The sequence below is a fragment of the Agrobacterium sp. DKPNP3 genome (assembly GCF_052686535.1).
This window is the reverse complement of sequence record NZ_JBQYSN010000003.1, coordinates 74,700-90,856: the sequence shown is the minus strand read 5'-3', so window position 1 is coordinate 90,856 and position 16,157 is coordinate 74,700. Positions and strand designations below refer to the sequence as shown.

Annotated in this window: 16 protein-coding genes; 8 read left to right on the top strand and 8 right to left on the bottom strand. The window is 58.4% G+C overall.

Annotated features, from left to right (window positions below):
- Nucleotides 1-225 precede the first annotated feature (225 nt).
- The 5 genes from bioB (at nt 226) to ACUTJJ_RS01740 (ending at nt 5,368) form a co-directional block, all read left to right on the top strand.
- On the top strand, nt 226-1,260 hold the full coding sequence (gene bioB, locus ACUTJJ_RS01760) for a biotin synthase BioB (RefSeq protein ID WP_445541097.1): 1,035 nt from the start codon (nt 226-228) through the stop codon (nt 1,258-1,260).
- Nucleotides 1,251-2,402, top strand: a complete 1,152-nt coding sequence (locus ACUTJJ_RS01755; protein WP_425292756.1) for an 8-amino-7-oxononanoate synthase — start codon at nt 1,251-1,253, stop codon at nt 2,400-2,402. The genes bioB and ACUTJJ_RS01755 overlap by 10 nt, the downstream gene beginning before the upstream one ends.
- Nucleotides 2,399-3,037 carry a dethiobiotin synthase gene (bioD, locus tag ACUTJJ_RS01750; protein WP_209090355.1) on the top strand — a complete coding sequence of 213 codons (639 nt, stop codon included), beginning with the start codon at nt 2,399-2,401 and terminating at the stop codon, nt 3,035-3,037. Before ACUTJJ_RS01755 ends, bioD begins: the two co-directional genes overlap by 4 nt.
- Nucleotides 3,034-4,299: an adenosylmethionine--8-amino-7-oxononanoate transaminase gene (locus ACUTJJ_RS01745; protein ID WP_445541096.1), complete on the top strand. Its 1,266-nt coding sequence runs from the start codon at nt 3,034-3,036 to the stop codon at nt 4,297-4,299. Before bioD ends, ACUTJJ_RS01745 begins: the two co-directional genes overlap by 4 nt.
- 82 nt (nt 4,300-4,381) lie before the next feature.
- On the top strand, nt 4,382-5,368 hold the full coding sequence (locus ACUTJJ_RS01740; protein ID WP_209090353.1) for a beta-ketoacyl-ACP synthase III: 987 nt from the start codon (nt 4,382-4,384) through the stop codon (nt 5,366-5,368).
- Nucleotides 5,369-6,019: 651 nt separating this feature from the next.
- Here the strand turns inward: ACUTJJ_RS01740 and ACUTJJ_RS01735 are convergent.
- Nucleotides 6,020-6,532, bottom strand: a complete 513-nt coding sequence (locus ACUTJJ_RS01735) for a DUF6428 family protein (protein ID WP_445541095.1) — start codon at nt 6,530-6,532, stop codon at nt 6,020-6,022.
- 42 nt (nt 6,533-6,574) lie between these two features.
- Here ACUTJJ_RS01735 and ACUTJJ_RS01730 point away from each other — a divergent pair, with 42 nt between their 5' ends.
- Nucleotides 6,575-6,946, top strand: coding sequence for an ArsR/SmtB family transcription factor (locus ACUTJJ_RS01730; protein WP_313554762.1), 372 nt, complete (start codon nt 6,575-6,577; stop codon nt 6,944-6,946).
- Nucleotides 6,939-8,141 carry an arsenite efflux MFS transporter ArsK gene (arsK, locus tag ACUTJJ_RS01725; protein ID WP_445541094.1) on the top strand — a complete coding sequence of 401 codons (1,203 nt, stop codon included), beginning with the start codon at nt 6,939-6,941 and terminating at the stop codon, nt 8,139-8,141. The genes ACUTJJ_RS01730 and arsK overlap by 8 nt, the downstream gene beginning before the upstream one ends.
- A 4-nt stretch (nt 8,142-8,145) precedes the next feature.
- On the opposite strand, the gene arsH is transcribed toward arsK, so the two are convergent.
- From arsH to ACUTJJ_RS01690, 7 genes are all read right to left on the bottom strand, one after another.
- Nucleotides 8,146-8,874 (bottom strand): arsenical resistance protein ArsH, encoded by a 729-nt coding sequence (gene arsH / locus ACUTJJ_RS01720; RefSeq protein ID WP_313554898.1) that lies wholly within the window; start codon nt 8,872-8,874, stop codon nt 8,146-8,148.
- Entirely contained in the window at nt 8,849-9,274 is a 426-nt protein-coding gene (arsC, locus tag ACUTJJ_RS01715; protein ID WP_313554757.1) for an arsenate reductase (glutaredoxin), read from the bottom strand. Before arsC ends, arsH begins: the two co-directional genes overlap by 26 nt.
- 2 nt (nt 9,275-9,276) lie before the next feature.
- On the bottom strand, nt 9,277-10,335 hold the full coding sequence (arsB, locus tag ACUTJJ_RS01710) for an ACR3 family arsenite efflux transporter (RefSeq protein WP_445541093.1): 1,059 nt from the start codon (nt 10,333-10,335) through the stop codon (nt 9,277-9,279).
- Nucleotides 10,335-10,862, bottom strand: coding sequence for an arsenate reductase ArsC (locus ACUTJJ_RS01705; RefSeq protein ID WP_445541092.1), 528 nt, complete (start codon nt 10,860-10,862; stop codon nt 10,335-10,337). Before ACUTJJ_RS01705 ends, arsB begins: the two co-directional genes overlap by 1 nt.
- A gap of 68 nt (nt 10,863-10,930) precedes the next feature.
- A complete protein-coding gene (locus ACUTJJ_RS01700) occupies nt 10,931-11,284 on the bottom strand; it encodes an ArsR/SmtB family transcription factor (protein ID WP_313554750.1) in 354 nt (117 codons plus the stop codon).
- A 576-nt stretch (nt 11,285-11,860) separates the two neighbouring features.
- Nucleotides 11,861-12,697, bottom strand: a complete 837-nt coding sequence (locus tag ACUTJJ_RS01695) for an alpha/beta hydrolase (protein WP_445541091.1) — start codon at nt 12,695-12,697, stop codon at nt 11,861-11,863.
- Between the two features lie 158 nt (nt 12,698-12,855).
- Nucleotides 12,856-13,392, bottom strand: coding sequence for a helix-turn-helix domain-containing protein (locus tag ACUTJJ_RS01690; RefSeq protein WP_445541090.1), 537 nt, complete (start codon nt 13,390-13,392; stop codon nt 12,856-12,858).
- 135 nt (nt 13,393-13,527) lie between these two features.
- Between ACUTJJ_RS01690 and ACUTJJ_RS01685 the strand changes: the two genes are divergently transcribed.
- Nucleotides 13,528-16,149 (top strand): ATP-binding protein, encoded by a 2,622-nt coding sequence (locus ACUTJJ_RS01685; RefSeq protein WP_445541089.1) that lies wholly within the window; start codon nt 13,528-13,530, stop codon nt 16,147-16,149.
- The last annotated feature ends 8 nt before the right edge of the window (nt 16,150-16,157 follow it).

Sequence of the window (16,157 nt, the reverse complement as noted above, 5' to 3'; positions counted from 1 at the left end):
CATTGTCGAAAGCTTCTGGTGAGCCCGTCGGCACCCTCTTGCTTGCGTGACCGCTGGCGAATGGGTCGTGCGGAATGGGCAGGTCTTCCTGTGCGAAACGCCAGGTCATCGCCCCCCTCTTTCTCTTCCTGACGTACAACTTCCAAAAAAGTGCTTGCAAAAGGGCGCGATAAAAAAATAGATAAAAATAACTTCTATCTATTTTTATTCCGGGAAAGTCATCCGATGCACTCATTCGCCCCGCAAATTTCGGAACCTATAGCGCCAAATGGAATCTCTCCATTGATTTTGTCAGTCGAAGACGCTAAAATTATCTATAATTTATCGTTCAATGATCTCTTGTTCCGCGCGCAGCAAGTTCACCGCTGTCATTTCGACGCCAATGCAATCCAGATAAGTCGTCTGTTGTCGATCAAGACCGGCGGTTGCCCTGAAGATTGCGGCTATTGCAGCCAGTCAGCCCGAAGCCCGACTGGCCTCAAGGCTTCCAAACTGATGGAGGTGGAGCGTGTGCTGGCAGAGGCGCGCAAGGCAAAGGAAGGCGGGGCGACGCGTTATTGCATGGGCGCGGCGTGGCGTAATCCCAAGGAGCGAGATATGGAGGCTGTTGTCGCCATGGTGGAAGGCGTTAAGGCGCTTGGCATGGAAACCTGCATGACACTCGGCATGCTGACCACCGAACAGTCCGAACGGCTGGCGGATGCCGGGCTCGATTATTACAATCACAACATCGACACGTCAGAGCGGTTCTATTCAGAGATCATCACCACCCGCACTTTCGAGGACCGGCTCGAAACGCTCGCCAATGTTCGCGATGCCGGCATCAAGGTCTGCGCCGGCGGCATTCTCGGGATGGGGGAAACGGTGGAAGACCGTATTTCGATGCTGGTGACACTGGCCAATCTGCCGGCCCCGCCGGAGAGCGTGCCGATCAACATGCTGATCCCGATCCCCGGCTCGAAACTGGCCAATGCCGATCCTGTCGATCCCATTGATTTCGTGCGTACCATTGCTCTTGCCCGCATTCTCATGCCGCGTTCGCACGTGCGGCTCTCGGCCGGGCGCTCGGATATGAGCGACGAGACGCAGGCGCTTTGTTTCCTCGCTGGCGCTAATTCCATCTTCATTGGCGAAACCCTGTTGACGGCGGATAATCCGGGTGAAGACCACGATGCGGCGCTTTTCCGCCGGCTGGGCCTGAAGCCAATGGAGTTACCACCCGGGGAATCGAAACCCATGGAGGTGGGAGGCTGCCGGTGAACCTCACAGTGTTTTCCCAGTACGAGGCGAAGCTCGCTGGGTTGGAGCGGAAATCGCGGCTGCGCGCACTCGCTCCCCGGCAAGGGGTCGATTTCACCTCAAACGACTATCTTGGCCTTGCATCCGCACCACGGCTGAAGGCCGCTTTTGCCGACGCGATGGAGATGGGCGTACCGGCGGGGGCCGGTGGCTCGCGGTTGCTGCGCGGAAACCACTGCGAACATGAAGCCCTTGAGCTGGAAGCAGCTGCTTTCTTTGGCGGCGAAAAAGCGATCTATTTCAACAGCGGTTTTGCCGCCAACCTTGCGCTGTTCGCCACATTGCCGCTGCGGCAGGACCTCGTCCTTTACGACGCCCTGATCCATGCCAGCGTCCATGATGGCATTACGGCCGGCAAGGCGCAGGCGATTGCCGTTCCGCATCATCAGGTTGAGGCATTCGAACGGGAAATCATCCGCTGGCGGGGGCAAGGTGGCAGGGGCCGCCCATGGATCGCCGTTGAAAGCCTGTATTCCATGGATGGGGATCGCGCGCCCCTTGTGGCGCTTGCCGATCTTGCCGAAAGACACGATGGTTTTCTCGTTGTCGATGAGGCCCACGCCACCGGCGTCTTCGGACCCGACGGACGTGGTCTGGCCGCGGAACTGGAAGGACGCCGTAATGTGCTGGCGTTGCACACCTGTGGAAAGGCGCTCGGTCTTTCCGGCGCGCTGTTAAGTCTTCCAGCGGTTTTCGCCGATTATCTCATCAATCGCGCCCGCGGTTTCATCTACTCCACCGCGCCTTCGCCTTTGATGGCAGCGGCGGTGCGCGAATCCTTGCGCATGATCGCCGATGAACCCTGGAGACGCCTGCGGCTGGCGGAACTCGTAAGTTTTGCTGGCGAGGAACTGCGGCGGCGGCTCGGCATAACGCCCAGCGGCTCGCAGATACTGCCGGTTATGATCGGCGACAATGCCCGCTCGCTCAGGATCGCCGCATGCCTGCAGCAGGGCGGTTTCGACGTGCGGGCGATCCGCCCGCCCACGGTGCCAGAGGGAACGGCGCGCCTGCGCATTGCCGTCACGCTAAACGTCGATGAAAGTGAGATCGCCGCTATGGCTGAACTGCTTGCTCTGGCGTTACGGGAGGAAGCGGCATGAGCCCTCGCTTTGTTGTTTCCGGCACCGATACTGGTATCGGCAAGACGGTTTTTGCAGCAGCGCTAACCCACGCCCTTCGAGCCCATTACTGGAAGCCCGTGCAATCCGGGCTGGAGGAGGAGACGGACAGCGAGACGGTGCAGCGGCTGGCTGGTGTACCGCAGGCACGCATCCTGCCGGAGGCTTACCGTTTGAAATTACCAGCCTCGCCCCATCTGTCTGCCCGCCTTGAGAACATCATGATCAATCCGGCTCTGCTGTTGCCCCCACAGACGGACCGACCGCTGGTTATCGAAGGGGCGGGCGGGCTTCTGGTACCGCTGACGGAACGGGTGGTCTTTGCCGATATCTTCGCGCGCTGGCAAATTCCGCTTATCCTGTGCGCAAGGACGTCGCTCGGCACCATCAACCACACACTCCTCTCCCTTGATGCGTTGCGGCACCGCGCCATTCCCGTGCACGGCGTGGTTTTTATCGGCGACGAGAACAGGGAAAGCCAGGAAATCATCGTCAGTCTCGGCGCTGTTCGGCAACTCGGTCGGTTGCCGCATCTGGAAAAGATGACTTCTCAGGCGCTGCATCAGGCATTCGCCGACCAGTTCAATCTTTCGGATTTTCGGGAGGTGCCGGCATGAGCCGTTCTCCCGTATGGCACCCTTTCACCCAGCATGGTCTGGAACCGCCGATGAAACGTATCGTATCAGCGGAAGGGGCCTTCTTGACCGATGAGGACGGCAACCGGCTGTTCGATGCCATCTCGTCCTGGTGGGTCATCACCCACGGTCACCGGCACCCGGCAATCATGGCGGCGATCCGCGCCGCCACCGAAACCTTTGATCAGGTCATTTTTGCCGAATTCTCCCACGAACCCGCCGAAACTCTGGCGCGCGGGCTGATCGAGCTTGCGCCTGCCGGACTGAGCCACGTGTTCTATTCCGATAGCGGCTCGACGGCCGTCGAGGTGGCGCTTAAAATGGCGCTTGGCTACTTCCACAATTGCGGCGAAAAGCGTGACCGTATCGTGGTTATGGAGGACGGCTATCACGGCGACACCATCGGCACCATGTCCACGGGCGAGCGTGGCGTGTTCAATGCTGCTTATGAACCGCTCCTCTTCGGTGTCGACCGGGTGGCTTTTCCGGAAGCGGGCAATAGGCAACATACGCTCGACTTGTTCGAGAGCTTCTGTCGTTCAGGTCGTATTGCCGCGCTGCTGATAGAGCCGCTGGTGCTCGGGGCGGGCGGCATGAAGATGTACAATCCGCATGTTCTCGCGGGGCTGAGAGAGATCGCCAGACGCCACGGCTGCCTCCTCATCGCCGACGAGGTGATGACGGGTTGGGGAAGAACCGGCAGCCTGTTTGCCTGCGAGCAGGCAGGCATTTCGCCGGATATCCTCTGCACCTCCAAGGGCCTGACCGGCGGTTCCCTACCGCTTGCGGCGACACTCTGCAGCGCGGCAATCTTCGATGCGCATTTTTCGACCGATCGGCGCAAGACCTTTTTTCATTCCAGTTCCTATACGGCTAACCCGATCGCCTGCGCTGCCGCGGTCGCTAATCTTGACGTCTGGCGGGATGAGCCGGTGATGCAGCGTATCGGTCAGTTGCAGCAGGCTCTCAGCGTAAATCTCAAGCGATTTGCCCATGACCGGCGTTTCACCGATGTGAGGCAAATGGGGACTATCGCTGTCCTTGACCTCGCGGTTCCTGCGGGGGGGTATCTTGCAGAGGCGGGGCCACGCATGCGGTATTTGTTCCGAGACCACGGGTTCGTCATCCGCCCGCTCGGCAATGTTCTTTATCTGATGCCGCCTTATTGTTCGACGCTGGAAGACATTGCGCACGCTTTTGACGCCATCGATGAGGTGACCGGGATCGTTACCGAAACCGCATGAAATCGCGCTCGCTCGGCACCGCGTGAAAACAGGGTGCGTCGATGTTTAGCCTGTTCCAGAACCGTCTCCGAAAGTCCTGACAATGCAGACCCGCTCTTCCCGCATGGCCGGTTTTGGTCATGCCGTTCCGTCTCGATGTGTCGACAATGCCGAGATAGAGGCGAGTCTCGGGCTGGAAGCCGGCTGGATCGAGCGGCGCACCGGCATCCGTACGCGTTATTGGGCGCAAGAGGGCGACAGTCTTAGCGGCCTTGCGGCGGGAGCCGGCCGCATGGCGCTGGAAGATGCGGAAATCGCCTCCGACGACATCGCATTGACGCTGCTTGCGACTTCCACGCCGGATCATCTTCTGCCACCCTCGGCACCGCTGCTTGCCCACGGGCTGGGCCTTGCCCGATCCGGCGCGATCGATCTCGCCGGGGCCTGTTCCGGCTTTCTTTATGCGCTCACCCTTGCTGATGGCATTGTCCGCACTCACGGCCGCTCTGTCCTCATCGTTGCTGCCAATATATTGAGCCGCCGCATCAATCCGGCGGAAAGGGCGAGCGCCGTCCTGTTCGCCGATGCCGCCGGTGCGGTCGTACTCAAGCCCTCCAGCGAGCCGCAACGCGGGCTTTTGTCGGCCGATCTCGTTGCGGATGGTGGCGGTTACGATCTAATCCAGATAGCGGCGGGAGGAAGCAGCCAGCCCTTTTCTGGCGACACATCCGCAGAAGACGCGTTGATGACGATGCGTGACGGCCGTGAGGTTTTCTCCCGCGCTGTGGCACTGATGACGCAGACCTCGCAAAAGGTGCTGCACGACGCCGCAATGGCCGCAGCCGATATCGACCGGTTTGTGCCACATCAGGCCAATGCCCGCATGTTCGACGCCGTCTGCGGCAATCTCGGCATCGACAGAAAAAAAACGGTCCACACAATCGAAACCTTTGGCAACTCTTCCGCCGCAACCATCCCGCTCTCCCTCTCCGTCACAAATGCGGAACGCGCCTTCGCAGAAGGCGAAACCCTGCTTTTGACGGCGGCTGGTGCGGGCATGACCGGGGGAGCGGCTGTCTATCGTGTTTGATCGAAAGTCATTACGATTTCATGCTGAAAAGCGTCAAATCATAAGAAGCAGATTTTGTTTGAAGAGATTGGCTGGGGAACCTGGATTCTCACATGATTTCAAAGGATTAGAAGAAAGGCCTTGAGATTCCCTCTGTTTTCCCATCGCGAGCGACCGTGGATGCCACCTTTGTGCCCTGGCTTTGGGCATCAGTCAATTGGAGGCGCGAGCGGAAATAATTTCCGCTTTCGAACCTGGGCTTTGCGGTGCCGCAGCGATGAGGCGCACGGCAGCTTTGGGCCACCCATTCGGTCGTTCGAGTCGGCCTTGAACCATCTGCAAACTGGACACTGATGATTCAATCGACGGCTTTACCATCACGGCCTGTTCGCTGGTACGGCGCACCTGTTTTCATTGATACCTACAGCAGGCTCGGCGAGTATCATTAAATGACCCGGCCATTTCCGGCTCCACTACGATCAAGGATATCAGCACGACGCACGTCTATATGGAGCCTGACCTTGCGATAAGGAGGACGCGCTCAGTCGGCTTAAGTCCGTCAACGCGACGGTTGTTTGCTATTGGCCGCCCGACAAGCTGATGGCATTCCTGCAGGCGCCGTAAGCCAGTCGCTCCCGGCCTGGCGTCCGGCAGCGCACCAAATTGCGCGGCTCAAACACAACACTTCGACGTGCTCGCTGGTCCGCAGCAGGACGATTTGGCCTGCTCCTCCGCCAGCCACCGATCCCGCGGCTTGCAGCTTGCTTGTCGAGCAGCAAGGGACACCTCGAAGGTGCCGGCGACAAGCCGCGGTGCTGACGCGCAGTAGAGGGCCATCGGCCGCTCTCCGTCACTGACCTCGAACGTGAGTTTTGCCGTTGGCTCACGCTGCACATGGTCGCAGACTTTGCGGATGATCGCGGCAAACTTGCCGGCCGGCATGTGTGTGCGGCCATCCTCGTCGATATCCCAGAGCTGCACGAAGATCTCTGTCCAGGTTTCCGGGTTGGCACCGCAATCGAGCGCCGAAAACTGCCCCGCCTTCACCTCGGTGACGTGGTAGCCAGGCCGAACGGGGTTCCCGTCATAGCTGAAGACCAGCGGGGCATCCGGCGCCACCGCAAGCGCATCGAGGAGATGGCCGAGACTGATATCTGTCGAAATTGTCTTGTCGAGCGCGTTCATGTGGGCTATCCCTCAATCCAATGATTCAAGGATTATTGAAGTATGGATGAACGTCAAGCCCTTTCCTCATTCGCGGCGCTGTCCCAGGAGACGCGCCTCGCCATCGTTCGGGCTTTGGTGGTAGCCGGCCCAGACGGTCTGGCTGCAGGCGTGATTGCCGAACGCATGGGCGTTTCGGCGACAAACGTCTCGTTCCATCTGAAAGAGTTGGAGCGGTCGGGCCTGATCTCCCAGCGGCGGGAATCCCGTTCGATCATTTACAGCGCCAGCTACGAAGCCTTGGCCGATCTCGTGAAATTCCTGATGGAGGACTGCTGCGCTGGTCATCCGATCATCCGGGAAAACGTCGAGCGGCGTGATGGTTGCTGCGCCCGGGAAGAGACCGCCGCCAATAAGGATACCATCGGTGCATAGTCGAAAGGTCCCTGCGGACATCGTTTGCGCACTCGGCCTGACCCAGATCATCGGCTACGGCACGCTCTACTATTCGTTCAGCATCCTAGCACCTGGCATCGCCAACGACCTCCGTCTGTCACTTGCGCAGGTGTTCGGGGTCTTTTCCGTCTCACTCTTCATTGGTGGCCTTTCTGCCACCTGTATCGGAAAGCAGATGGACCGGGTCGGGGCTGCAACGGTTATGACGGTCGGTTCGGCACTCGCAGGACTAACACTTGCCCTCTGTGCCTGGTCGCCCTCGATAGCAATCTTTGCCATCGCCATCATTCTGCTCGAAGTGTCGTCTGGCATGGTCCAGTATCAGGCGGCCTTCGCGGCGCTGGTGGAACACGATCCGAAATCCGCCTCTCGAAGCATCACCTACCTGACACTGATTGGCGGGTTCGCTTCCACCATTTTCTGGCCCATCTCGGCCACGTTGCTCCACGTCCTTTCCTGGCGCGAAATCTTCCTGGTCTTTGCGGCTTTGAATCTAATTCTCTGCATGCCACTGCACTTCTGGATCCGAAGCCTCGGAAAGAAGGTAGGCGAAGCATCCATCCGGCCGCGCGAGACGGTCATCGGCGCGATCCCGACGCACGCCCGGCGCCGCGCGATGGTGATCGTCTCCTTTGCCTTCGCGCTCCTAGGATTCACGCTTGCCGCGATCCTCGCGCATATGGTGCCGATGCTTGGTTCCATCGGGCTGGGAACTGCTGCCGTGGTGATCGGATCCCTGTTCGGCCCTGCACAGGTCGCAAGCCGCCTGATCAACATAGTCTTCGGAAAAAACCTGTCGCCGCCGGCACTAGCTGTGGTGTCCGCAGTGCTGATCGTGTTCGGCATCCTGATCTTGCTGGCAAGTGGAGACTGGCTGCCGGGGGCTGTCGCGTTCGCCATCTGCCTCGGGCTCGGGTCTGGCATCAACAGCATCGCGCAGGGCAGCCTGCCGCTCTATCTGTTCGGATCGGATGGATATGGCGCGATCACGGGCAAGATGGCGGCGGCTCGACTTGCGCTCGGAGCCGGGGCGCCCTTCGCGTTCTCCGCGGCCATGGAGAGTATTGGGCTCAGCATGTCGCTCGCCGCGAATGCCCTCCTTGGCGCGATCAGTATCGCGGCATTCGTCACGGTGGCGGTTTCCTGTCGACAACCCGCCACCGTCAAGGCATGATCCGTCAGATCGACTTGAGCGACACCCGTTTCTCCAACTCGGCGGCCGCTTCCTTCCGCTCGCTAAAGCGGTCGGTCAGATAATCGGAGGCGTCACGGGTGAGGATTGTGAACTTCACCAGTTCCTCGCAGACGTCGACGACGCGGTCATAGTAGGAAGATGGCTTCATTCGGCCATTAGAGTCGAATTCCTGAAACGCTTTGGCCACGCTGCTCTGGTTTGGGATGGTGATCATCCGCATCCAGCGGCCGAGGATGCGCAACTGGTTCACGGCGTTGAAGGACTGGCTGCCGCCGGAAACCTCCATCACCGCAAGAGTCTTGCCTTGGGTGGGGCGGACGGAGCCGACCGAAAGCGGAATCCAGTCGATCTGAGCCTTCATAATCCCGGTCATGGCACCGTGGCGTTCCGGGCTGATCCACACCTGGCCTTCCGACCATTGAGAGAGGTCGCGGAGTTCCTGAACCTTGGGGTGGGAGACAGGCGCCTCGTCCGGGAGCGGCAATCCGGCCGGATCGAATATGCGCACCTCGCATCCGAGACGCTCGAGAAGGCGACGGACTTCGAAAGCTAGCAGGCGACTGTATGACACTTCCCGGAGCGATCCATAGAGGATCAGGATCCGTGGCTTGTGGGTGGAGAACGCCGGGCGAAGGGACTCTGGCGAGATCGGCTGAAGATGGTCGTCGTGCAGTGCGGGAAATGTCTCAGACAATGCGCTTTCCTTCCTGATCGAGGACCTGTTCGCCGTCCTCCTTCGTGAAAGGTCCCTTGAAGGCGTCCGCCGGCAAGATGTCGAGCACGACCTCCGAGGGGCGAGCAAGCCTGGTACCGAGCGGCGTAACGACGAGCGGTCGGTTGATCAGGATCGGGGTGGCGATCATCGCGTCCAGCAACTGGTCATCAGTCAGGGCTGGATTGTCGAGGCCGAGTTCCGCATAGGGCGTGCCCTTCTCACGGATCGCTTCGCGGACAGTCAGGCCGGCATCTGCGATCATCTTCGAGAGCTGCTCGCGCGAGGGCGGGTCCTGCAGGTATTCGATGACGGTAGGTTCGATCCCGGCGGCGAGGATCAGCGCCAGCGTATTGCGAGACGTGCCGCAGGCGGGATTGTGGTAGATGGTGGCGTCCATGGTCAGGGCCTTTCGATGATGGTGTTGCGGGAAACGGCGGGCGATGCCTCGTACCAACCCTTGGAGCGGTTCACGATCCAGACGACTGACAGCATCACCGGCACCTCGATCAGTACACCGACGACGGTGGCGAGTGCCGCGCCCGACTGAAATCCGAAGAGGCTGATGACGGCGGCAACCGCGAGCTCGAAGAAGTTGCTTGCACCGATAAGGGCGGACGGCCCCGCGACGCAATGGCGCTCTCCCGACATCCGGTTGAGGAGGTAGGCAAGACCGGAGTTGAAATAGACCTGGATCAGGATCGGAACCGCGAGCAGAGCAATGATGGTTGGCTGAGCGATGATCTGCTCACCCTGGAATGCAAATAGAAGCACAAGGGTGGCAAGCAGCGCGCCCAGCGACATCGGCTGGAGCTTGCCAAGGAAGCTGTCGAGTGCTCGGGTGGTCCCGTCAGCCGTCAAGTAGCTCCGCAGCACCTGAGCGATGATGACGGGAACCACAATGTAAAGCGCGACCGACAGGGCAAGCGTCGCCCATGGCACGGTGATGGCCGAGAGACCCAGCAGCAAGCCGACGATCGGCGCAAAGGCAACCACCATGATCGCGTCGTTCAAAGCGACCTGCGACAGGGTGAACAGCGGCTCGCCTCGCGTTAGGTTTGACCAGACGAAGACCATGGCCGTGCAGGGTGCTGCGGCAAGTATGATCAGGCCTGCGATGTAGGAGTCGATCTGATCCGCTGGCAGATAGGGCCGGAAAAGCCAGCCGACGAACAGCCATCCAAGCAGAGCCATCGAGAATGGCTTGATCGCCCAGTTGATGATCAGCGTGACACCGATGCCGCGCCAGTAGGAGCCGACCTGCGTGAGCGACCGGAAATCGATCTTCAGCAGCATCGGAATGATCATCAGCCAGATCAGGATGGCGACGGGGATGTTGACCTTGGCGATCTCGGCGCCGCCGATGACCTGGAAGACGCCGGGCATCAGGTGGCCGAGGGCAACGCCGACGGCGATGCAGAGGAAGACCCAGATGGTCAGGTACCGTTCAAAGGTGGACATCAGGCTGACTTTCCTTGCGGCGATGTCGAACCCTCCATCGCGCCGATCTGGCGGAGCTTTGTCTTCAGCGACAACCGATCGATGGACGCCAGCGGCAGGTTCACGAATGCGAGGATACGGTTCTTGAGGAAGCGTGCCGCCTGAGCGAAGGCGCGCTGCTTGTCCATGTCGAGGCCGGCAACCGCGGCCGGATCCTCGACGCCCCAGTGGGCGGTCATAGGATGGCCGATCCAAACGGGGCAGGCCTCGCCGGCGGCGCTGTCGCAGACCGTGAAGATAAAGTCCATCTCCGGTGCGCCGGGTGCGGCGAATACATCCCAGCTCTTCGAGGAGAAGCCGGTTGATTGATAGCCGAGCGTCTCAAGTTCCCTTAGGGCGTGCGGATTGACTTCGCCCTTCGGCTGGCTGCCGGCGGAATAGGCCTTGAACCGGCCGCTGCCCTCTTTGTTGAGGATGGACTCGGCGAGAATAGAGCGAGCGGAATTGCCCGTGCAGAGGAACAGCACGTTATAGGTCTTGTCAGTCATGGTCGTGGTCCGTGTAAGTTCGGTGGATTCTTGCTGTTCGAGTCACCCGCCCGCGATAGTGGGCTGGTTCAACATGACCTGACCTCTGAAACGCAGCATGGTGTCAGTTCTGCAATCAAAGGCTGACAAAGTTCGGAGGTGCCGCCGCAACAGTCCTTAAGCAGGAACAGCATGAGTTCACGAAGGCCGTCGAGATCAGCGCGATAGATAATCGATCGGCTCTGCCGATCACTTTTCAGGAGACCAGCACGCGAGAGGGTCGCGAGGTGCGCGGACATCGTGTTCTGCGGGACATCGAGCATCCGCGCTAGTTCTCCGGCAGGGATGCCTTCTGGTTCACGACGCACGAGCAGGCGGAACGTCTCAAGCCGCGTAGTCTGAGCCAAGGCCGCGAGGGCCGATATCGCATATGTTTTTTCCATATATCCAGATTAATAGATGCATTTAGGAAGTCAACCTTGCACCAATCAAGATTGGCTCCTGGGACGTCTCAATCCGAATCCGAGTCAAGCCCGCGTTGAACCAAAACTTGACCGTTACACGTAAAACTGTACAGGAAAGTCGACAGACACTTCCCGGCCCCGTAAAGAACATTGCTTGCGGTCCCCAGCCGATTTTGCGAGACCCGTCTAAGCACGATGTATGAACTGAAGAACAGCAGCCAGAATTGCTCAAGTTGTTGAGAAGACGCCGCTTTTTTCTGTAAGAAACAGTCGCTGATTGTCGGCCGAAAACAGACGAAAAATTGCCTGCCTGGAGAACCTGGATTCTCACATGATTTCAATGGCTTAGCAGAATGGCCTTAAAATTCCCTCTGTTTTCCTGCCGCGAGCGACCATGGATGCCACTTTTGTGCCCTGGCTTTGGGCATCAGTCAATCAAAACCGTCAGGCGGAAATAATTTCCGCCTCAGCAACAAAAATGGCGATCAAAGGCGGGTTACATTGAGGCTTACTCCGTTCAAAATGGGGCAGTGATTTGTGCATCCGGCATCTCTTTTACGGGATATCCCTCTTCGCTGTAGTTGCGCGGAGAGTTCCCACGATCTGCTGTAATGCTGCGCTGGAAGGCGCGCTATCAGCTAACTGATCGAGTACGGGAAAATTATGAACTGCACCTAGATATCGTGTCGCAGTTACGCTGACACCAGCCTTCATCAAGGCACGCGCAGCGTCTTCACCTTCGTCGCAAAGCGGATCGTATTCTGCCGTAATGATGACAGTCGTGGGAGCTCTATCCAGATGTCGTTTCTCCGTGAAAGGCATCGGAGCCGAAGACGTCTCTTTGGTTGTCAGACTCGGATGAGCGAGCATCGCGCGCACAACGTCCATGGTGAGCCAAGGCCCCGAACCAAACCTGTCTCGTGACAAGCTGTCGCGGGCGCCTATGATCAACGGGCAGATCAGTATTAAAGCTGCCGGCTGGGAAATGCGTTTGCCATAGACTTGGAGGCACGCCAAGACCGCAAAATGTGCGCCCATGCTATCTCCGGCGAACGCATTTCGTGTTGGGTCAATACGCAAATCACCTGCATGATATTTCAACTCTCGTATCACGGCCTCAGCGCGCTCGATCCTGATCTGCATCCCACCGTCTTCTGGAAGAGCGTCGTCCAAGCTGGCTACAGCCATGCGCGCCTCTACGGCGAGTTGTCTAAGCCATCGGTCATGAGAATGTGGTTTGCGTGGCGACCATCCTCCACCATGAAAGTAGAGCAAAAGTGGCAGCGTCTCTTCCGTTCTTGGCCGAACGAGGCGGAAGGGATTTTGTGTTGCATTTTCCGATGCAGGCTGAATGAAGGTCGTATCAACGTCTGCTTCATATAGGTCTGGCATTTGCAGCCCCACTAGGTCCGAGCGAAAAGACTTGAGGTCGCTGGGTAACTGGCTGATACTTTCCACGAACCTCTGAGCATCAGCGTCGAGGGGAAAGCTTTCTGTCCCTCTTACAAGATTAAGGGGCGATGGTCCGGATTGTAGGGTCATAGTTCAAATCAACCCTTGTCTGTGGTGAAAGATTTACGCCACTGACTGGGCGACATCCCAGTAGTCTTACGGAAGATGCGTGAAAAATGTGCCTGATCACACAAGCCGCAGTCGAACGCGATGTCAGCCAAAGACGCGTTCGACGTCAGCATCAGATCCTTCGCGCGCTCAATCCGTTTAATCTGCACATGTGCAAGAGGCGATGTGCCAAAGCTTTTCTTGAATGCCTTGCAAAAGTAGCTTGGCGACAGGCGCACTTCGTCAGCAAGATCAATCAGTGTGATCCCAGTAGCCAGCTCTTTTGCAATGTAGCGTTCGATTCGCTTGATCTGCCATGGTGCCAAACCGCCAGCGGTGCAAGCTGGAGCCGATAAAAGGGCGCGGGCACGGCTGATATACTCGAACGCTGGGTTGTTGCTCCCCAGGGCAGACCGCTCGGCTTGTTCGAGCAAGACTGCGAGATCGGGGTAAACGGACTGGGAGCTAGCTTCGATGCGAACGGCAACGACGGGCGACATACCGAGGTCTGAAACGTGAATAGACATTTGATCTTCTCGCTTTTCGGTTTGGTTGTTTGCAGGTCCAAGCTAGCGAACCAAAGCGAAAGACGGTAATTAAGCGCTATTAAACGGTATTAAGATGTGTCGGCCTCGACCATCGGTTTAAGAGATTTCTGCCTAATGAACCTCCTTCCGCCCGACGTCATCTCGTTTGACAATTTTGTGCTTTCGTTGCGTGAGCGCACGCTAAGCGAGAATGGACAACCCGTGCGCATCGGATCCCGGGCGCTTGATATCCTCTTTGCTTTAGTGGAGCGAGAAGGCGAGTTGGTAACGCGTGCCGAACTGATGGCCAAGGTTTGGCCCGATACGACGGTAGATGAGAATGCACTGCGGGTGCATCTTTCTGGCCTCCGCAAGGCGCTCGGCGAGAAACCCGATACCAACCGGTTCATCCTGAACGAAGCGGGGCGCGGCTATCGCTTCATAGGTAAAATTCGGCAAATTGCCTCCTCTGAGGCTTCTGCGTCTTCTGACAATCCGCCTCAGCCGGAGGTTCATCTTCCTAAAAATCTTGGACGGGTCATTGGGCGCGAAGAGATCACTTCAGGGCTGGTGAAGCTTCTCGATGAGCGGCGCTTTCTAACCATTGTCGGACCCGGAGGCATTGGGAAGACCACCGTTGCAATTGCAGTGGCTCAAGACTACGCCGCGCGACACCGCACGTCTGCTTACTTTATCGATCTTGCGCCGCTTTCCGACCCGGCGCTCGTGACGACGGCGCTTGCGACCCAACTGGGACTTGCGGCCTCTGTTACGGGAGTGGAGCAAGCTATCTTGAATTGCCTACGCTCCGAGAAGGCGCTTTTGCTGTTCGACAATTGCGAGCATCTGGTCGAGGCCGTCGCAGCCTTGACTGAAACAATCCTGCAAGGTGCGCCGGACCTCGTGCTTTTGGTGACAAGCCGCGAACCCCTAAGAGCCGAAGCGGAATGGGTCTTTCGCCTTCCTTCCCTTGAGGCGCCGGTGGAGGATGTTAAGACTGCGCAAGACGCCATCCGCTATTCTGCTGTCCAATTATTCTGCGAAAGGGCGAAGGCCAGCTATCATGAATTCGAACTCTTGGACGCGGATGTCAGTGCCGTGAAACGCATCTGCCGGCAACTCGACGGCATTCCGTTGGCGATCGAGATGGCTGCTGCCCGCATGGACTCACTAGATGCCAGCGATATCGCCGCGCGCCTTGATGACCGGTTTTCCTTATTGACCAAGGGACGCCGGACGGCTCTGCCCCGTCAAAAGACGCTAAGGGCAACGCTGGAATGGAGCCATGATTTCCTATCCGACAGAGAGCGCTCCGTCTTTCGCAGTCTCTCGGTTTTCCGAACCTATTTCCAGTTGGATGCAGTGATTCCGGTCAGCGGCCTGCCTGAAGCAGAAGCTATGGAGACATTGACGGGGCTTGTTTCTAAATCATTGGTGACCATGGACCGAAATGGTCGCTCAAGCCTCTATCGGCTTCTGGACACCACGCGTTTTTACGCGGAAGAGAGGCTGATTGAGAGCGGCGAGGAAAGCCGGGTACGGCACGCGCACGCAGTACACACGCTGGCTCTTTTTACCGCCGACCGGGTAGCCTGGGACGGTAACGATCCAAGGCAGAGCCTTGCGCAGCATGGCTGGCGTGTAGATGACCTGCGTGCTGCGCTGGACTGGTGCTTCGCAAATGGAGGCGATGCTCGGTTGGGTGTCGAACTGGCTTCAGCTTCAGCGGCGCTCTGGTTCCATCTCTCCTTGCCGGACGAATATCTTTCGCTTCTACGCCGTGCGATCCGCGCTGTTGAAGGTACAGATATTGCGGGAACGCATGCGGAAGCGGAGGTGATGGCGGCCTATGGTCATGCACTGTGGCACATCGAGGGTCCCGGCGAAGAGATGAAGGAAGCCTTCCTACGAGCCATGGAGGTCGCCAGAGCATGTGAGGACGAACCCGGCGTTTTGCGTGCAGCATGGGGACTGTGGGCGCAAGCCATTCTGACAGGTGATTATGCGCGAAGCCTCAGCTTGGCAGAGAATTTCAAGGTCCCCGCTTATGAGACAGGCGAGGTAGCCCATATTCTCACAGCCGATCACATGCTGGCACTTTCCCATCACTTCATGGGTCATCAGGCAGAAGCACTGAAAATGCTGCATCAGGTCATTGCGGGGGATCAGACGCCGGATAGAACTAATCACACCAACCATGCGCAGGTGGATGGAAAGACTGCGGTACTCTCTCTTCTGATGCGTATCCTCTGGCTACAAGGTGCTTATGATGTGGCCGTGCAGACAGCGCTGGATTGCGCAGCCCATGTGAAAGACCTTTGCCATGATCTGACCACCTGCTATGGTCTCGCCATTGGTTGCATTCCCGTCGCAATCTGGGCCGGAAAGCCGGATCTTGCCGCCGAGTGGAATGCAATGCTTGCCGAAACGACGGCAAGAAAGGGCATGAGGCATTGGGAAATCTGGGCCGTCGGCTTTGATGCCGGGCTTGGCAAGAAACAGATGCTGCCCATCGATGCGACTGCCATGCAAATGGAAATGTTCGCCACCCTCGGTGCCCGTGTCCCGAACGACTGGCTGCATAATCGGCTGACTGGAGAGCAGGAAAGCTGGTGCGCGCCAGAGATGATGCGACTTCTTGCGCTTTCCGGGAGGGAGACTTCGAAAGCGCTCGAGGCTGCACAAGAGTTGGCGCAAACGCAAGGTGCGTCCTTCTGGGGCAGTCGGCTTGATGGCAAGTCCGAAGGCCGCAACTAGAAGGTTGC

Coding starts and splice junctions, on each gene's coding strand:
- bioB (WP_445541097.1), top strand. CDS start 226: ATGCACTCATTCGCCCCGCAAATTTCGGAACCTATAGCGCCAAATGGA.
- bioD (WP_209090355.1), top strand. CDS start 2,399: ATGAGCCCTCGCTTTGTTGTTTCCGGCACCGATACTGGTATCGGCAAG.
- ACUTJJ_RS01745 (WP_445541096.1), top strand. CDS start 3,034: ATGAGCCGTTCTCCCGTATGGCACCCTTTCACCCAGCATGGTCTGGAA.
- ACUTJJ_RS01740 (WP_209090353.1), top strand. CDS start 4,382: ATGCAGACCCGCTCTTCCCGCATGGCCGGTTTTGGTCATGCCGTTCCG.
- ACUTJJ_RS01735 (WP_445541095.1), bottom strand. CDS start 6,532: ATGAACGCGCTCGACAAGACAATTTCGACAGATATCAGTCTCGGCCAT.
- ACUTJJ_RS01730 (WP_313554762.1), top strand. CDS start 6,575: ATGGATGAACGTCAAGCCCTTTCCTCATTCGCGGCGCTGTCCCAGGAG.
- arsC (WP_313554757.1), bottom strand. CDS start 9,274: ATGGACGCCACCATCTACCACAATCCCGCCTGCGGCACGTCTCGCAAT.
- arsB (WP_445541093.1), bottom strand. CDS start 10,335: ATGTCCACCTTTGAACGGTACCTGACCATCTGGGTCTTCCTCTGCATC.
- ACUTJJ_RS01705 (WP_445541092.1), bottom strand. CDS start 10,862: ATGACTGACAAGACCTATAACGTGCTGTTCCTCTGCACGGGCAATTCC.
- ACUTJJ_RS01700 (WP_313554750.1), bottom strand. CDS start 11,284: ATGGAAAAAACATATGCGATATCGGCCCTCGCGGCCTTGGCTCAGACT.
- ACUTJJ_RS01695 (WP_445541091.1), bottom strand. CDS start 12,697: ATGCCAGACCTATATGAAGCAGACGTTGATACGACCTTCATTCAGCCT.
- ACUTJJ_RS01690 (WP_445541090.1), bottom strand. CDS start 13,392: ATGTCTATTCACGTTTCAGACCTCGGTATGTCGCCCGTCGTTGCCGTT.
- ACUTJJ_RS01685 (WP_445541089.1), top strand. CDS start 13,528: ATGAACCTCCTTCCGCCCGACGTCATCTCGTTTGACAATTTTGTGCTT.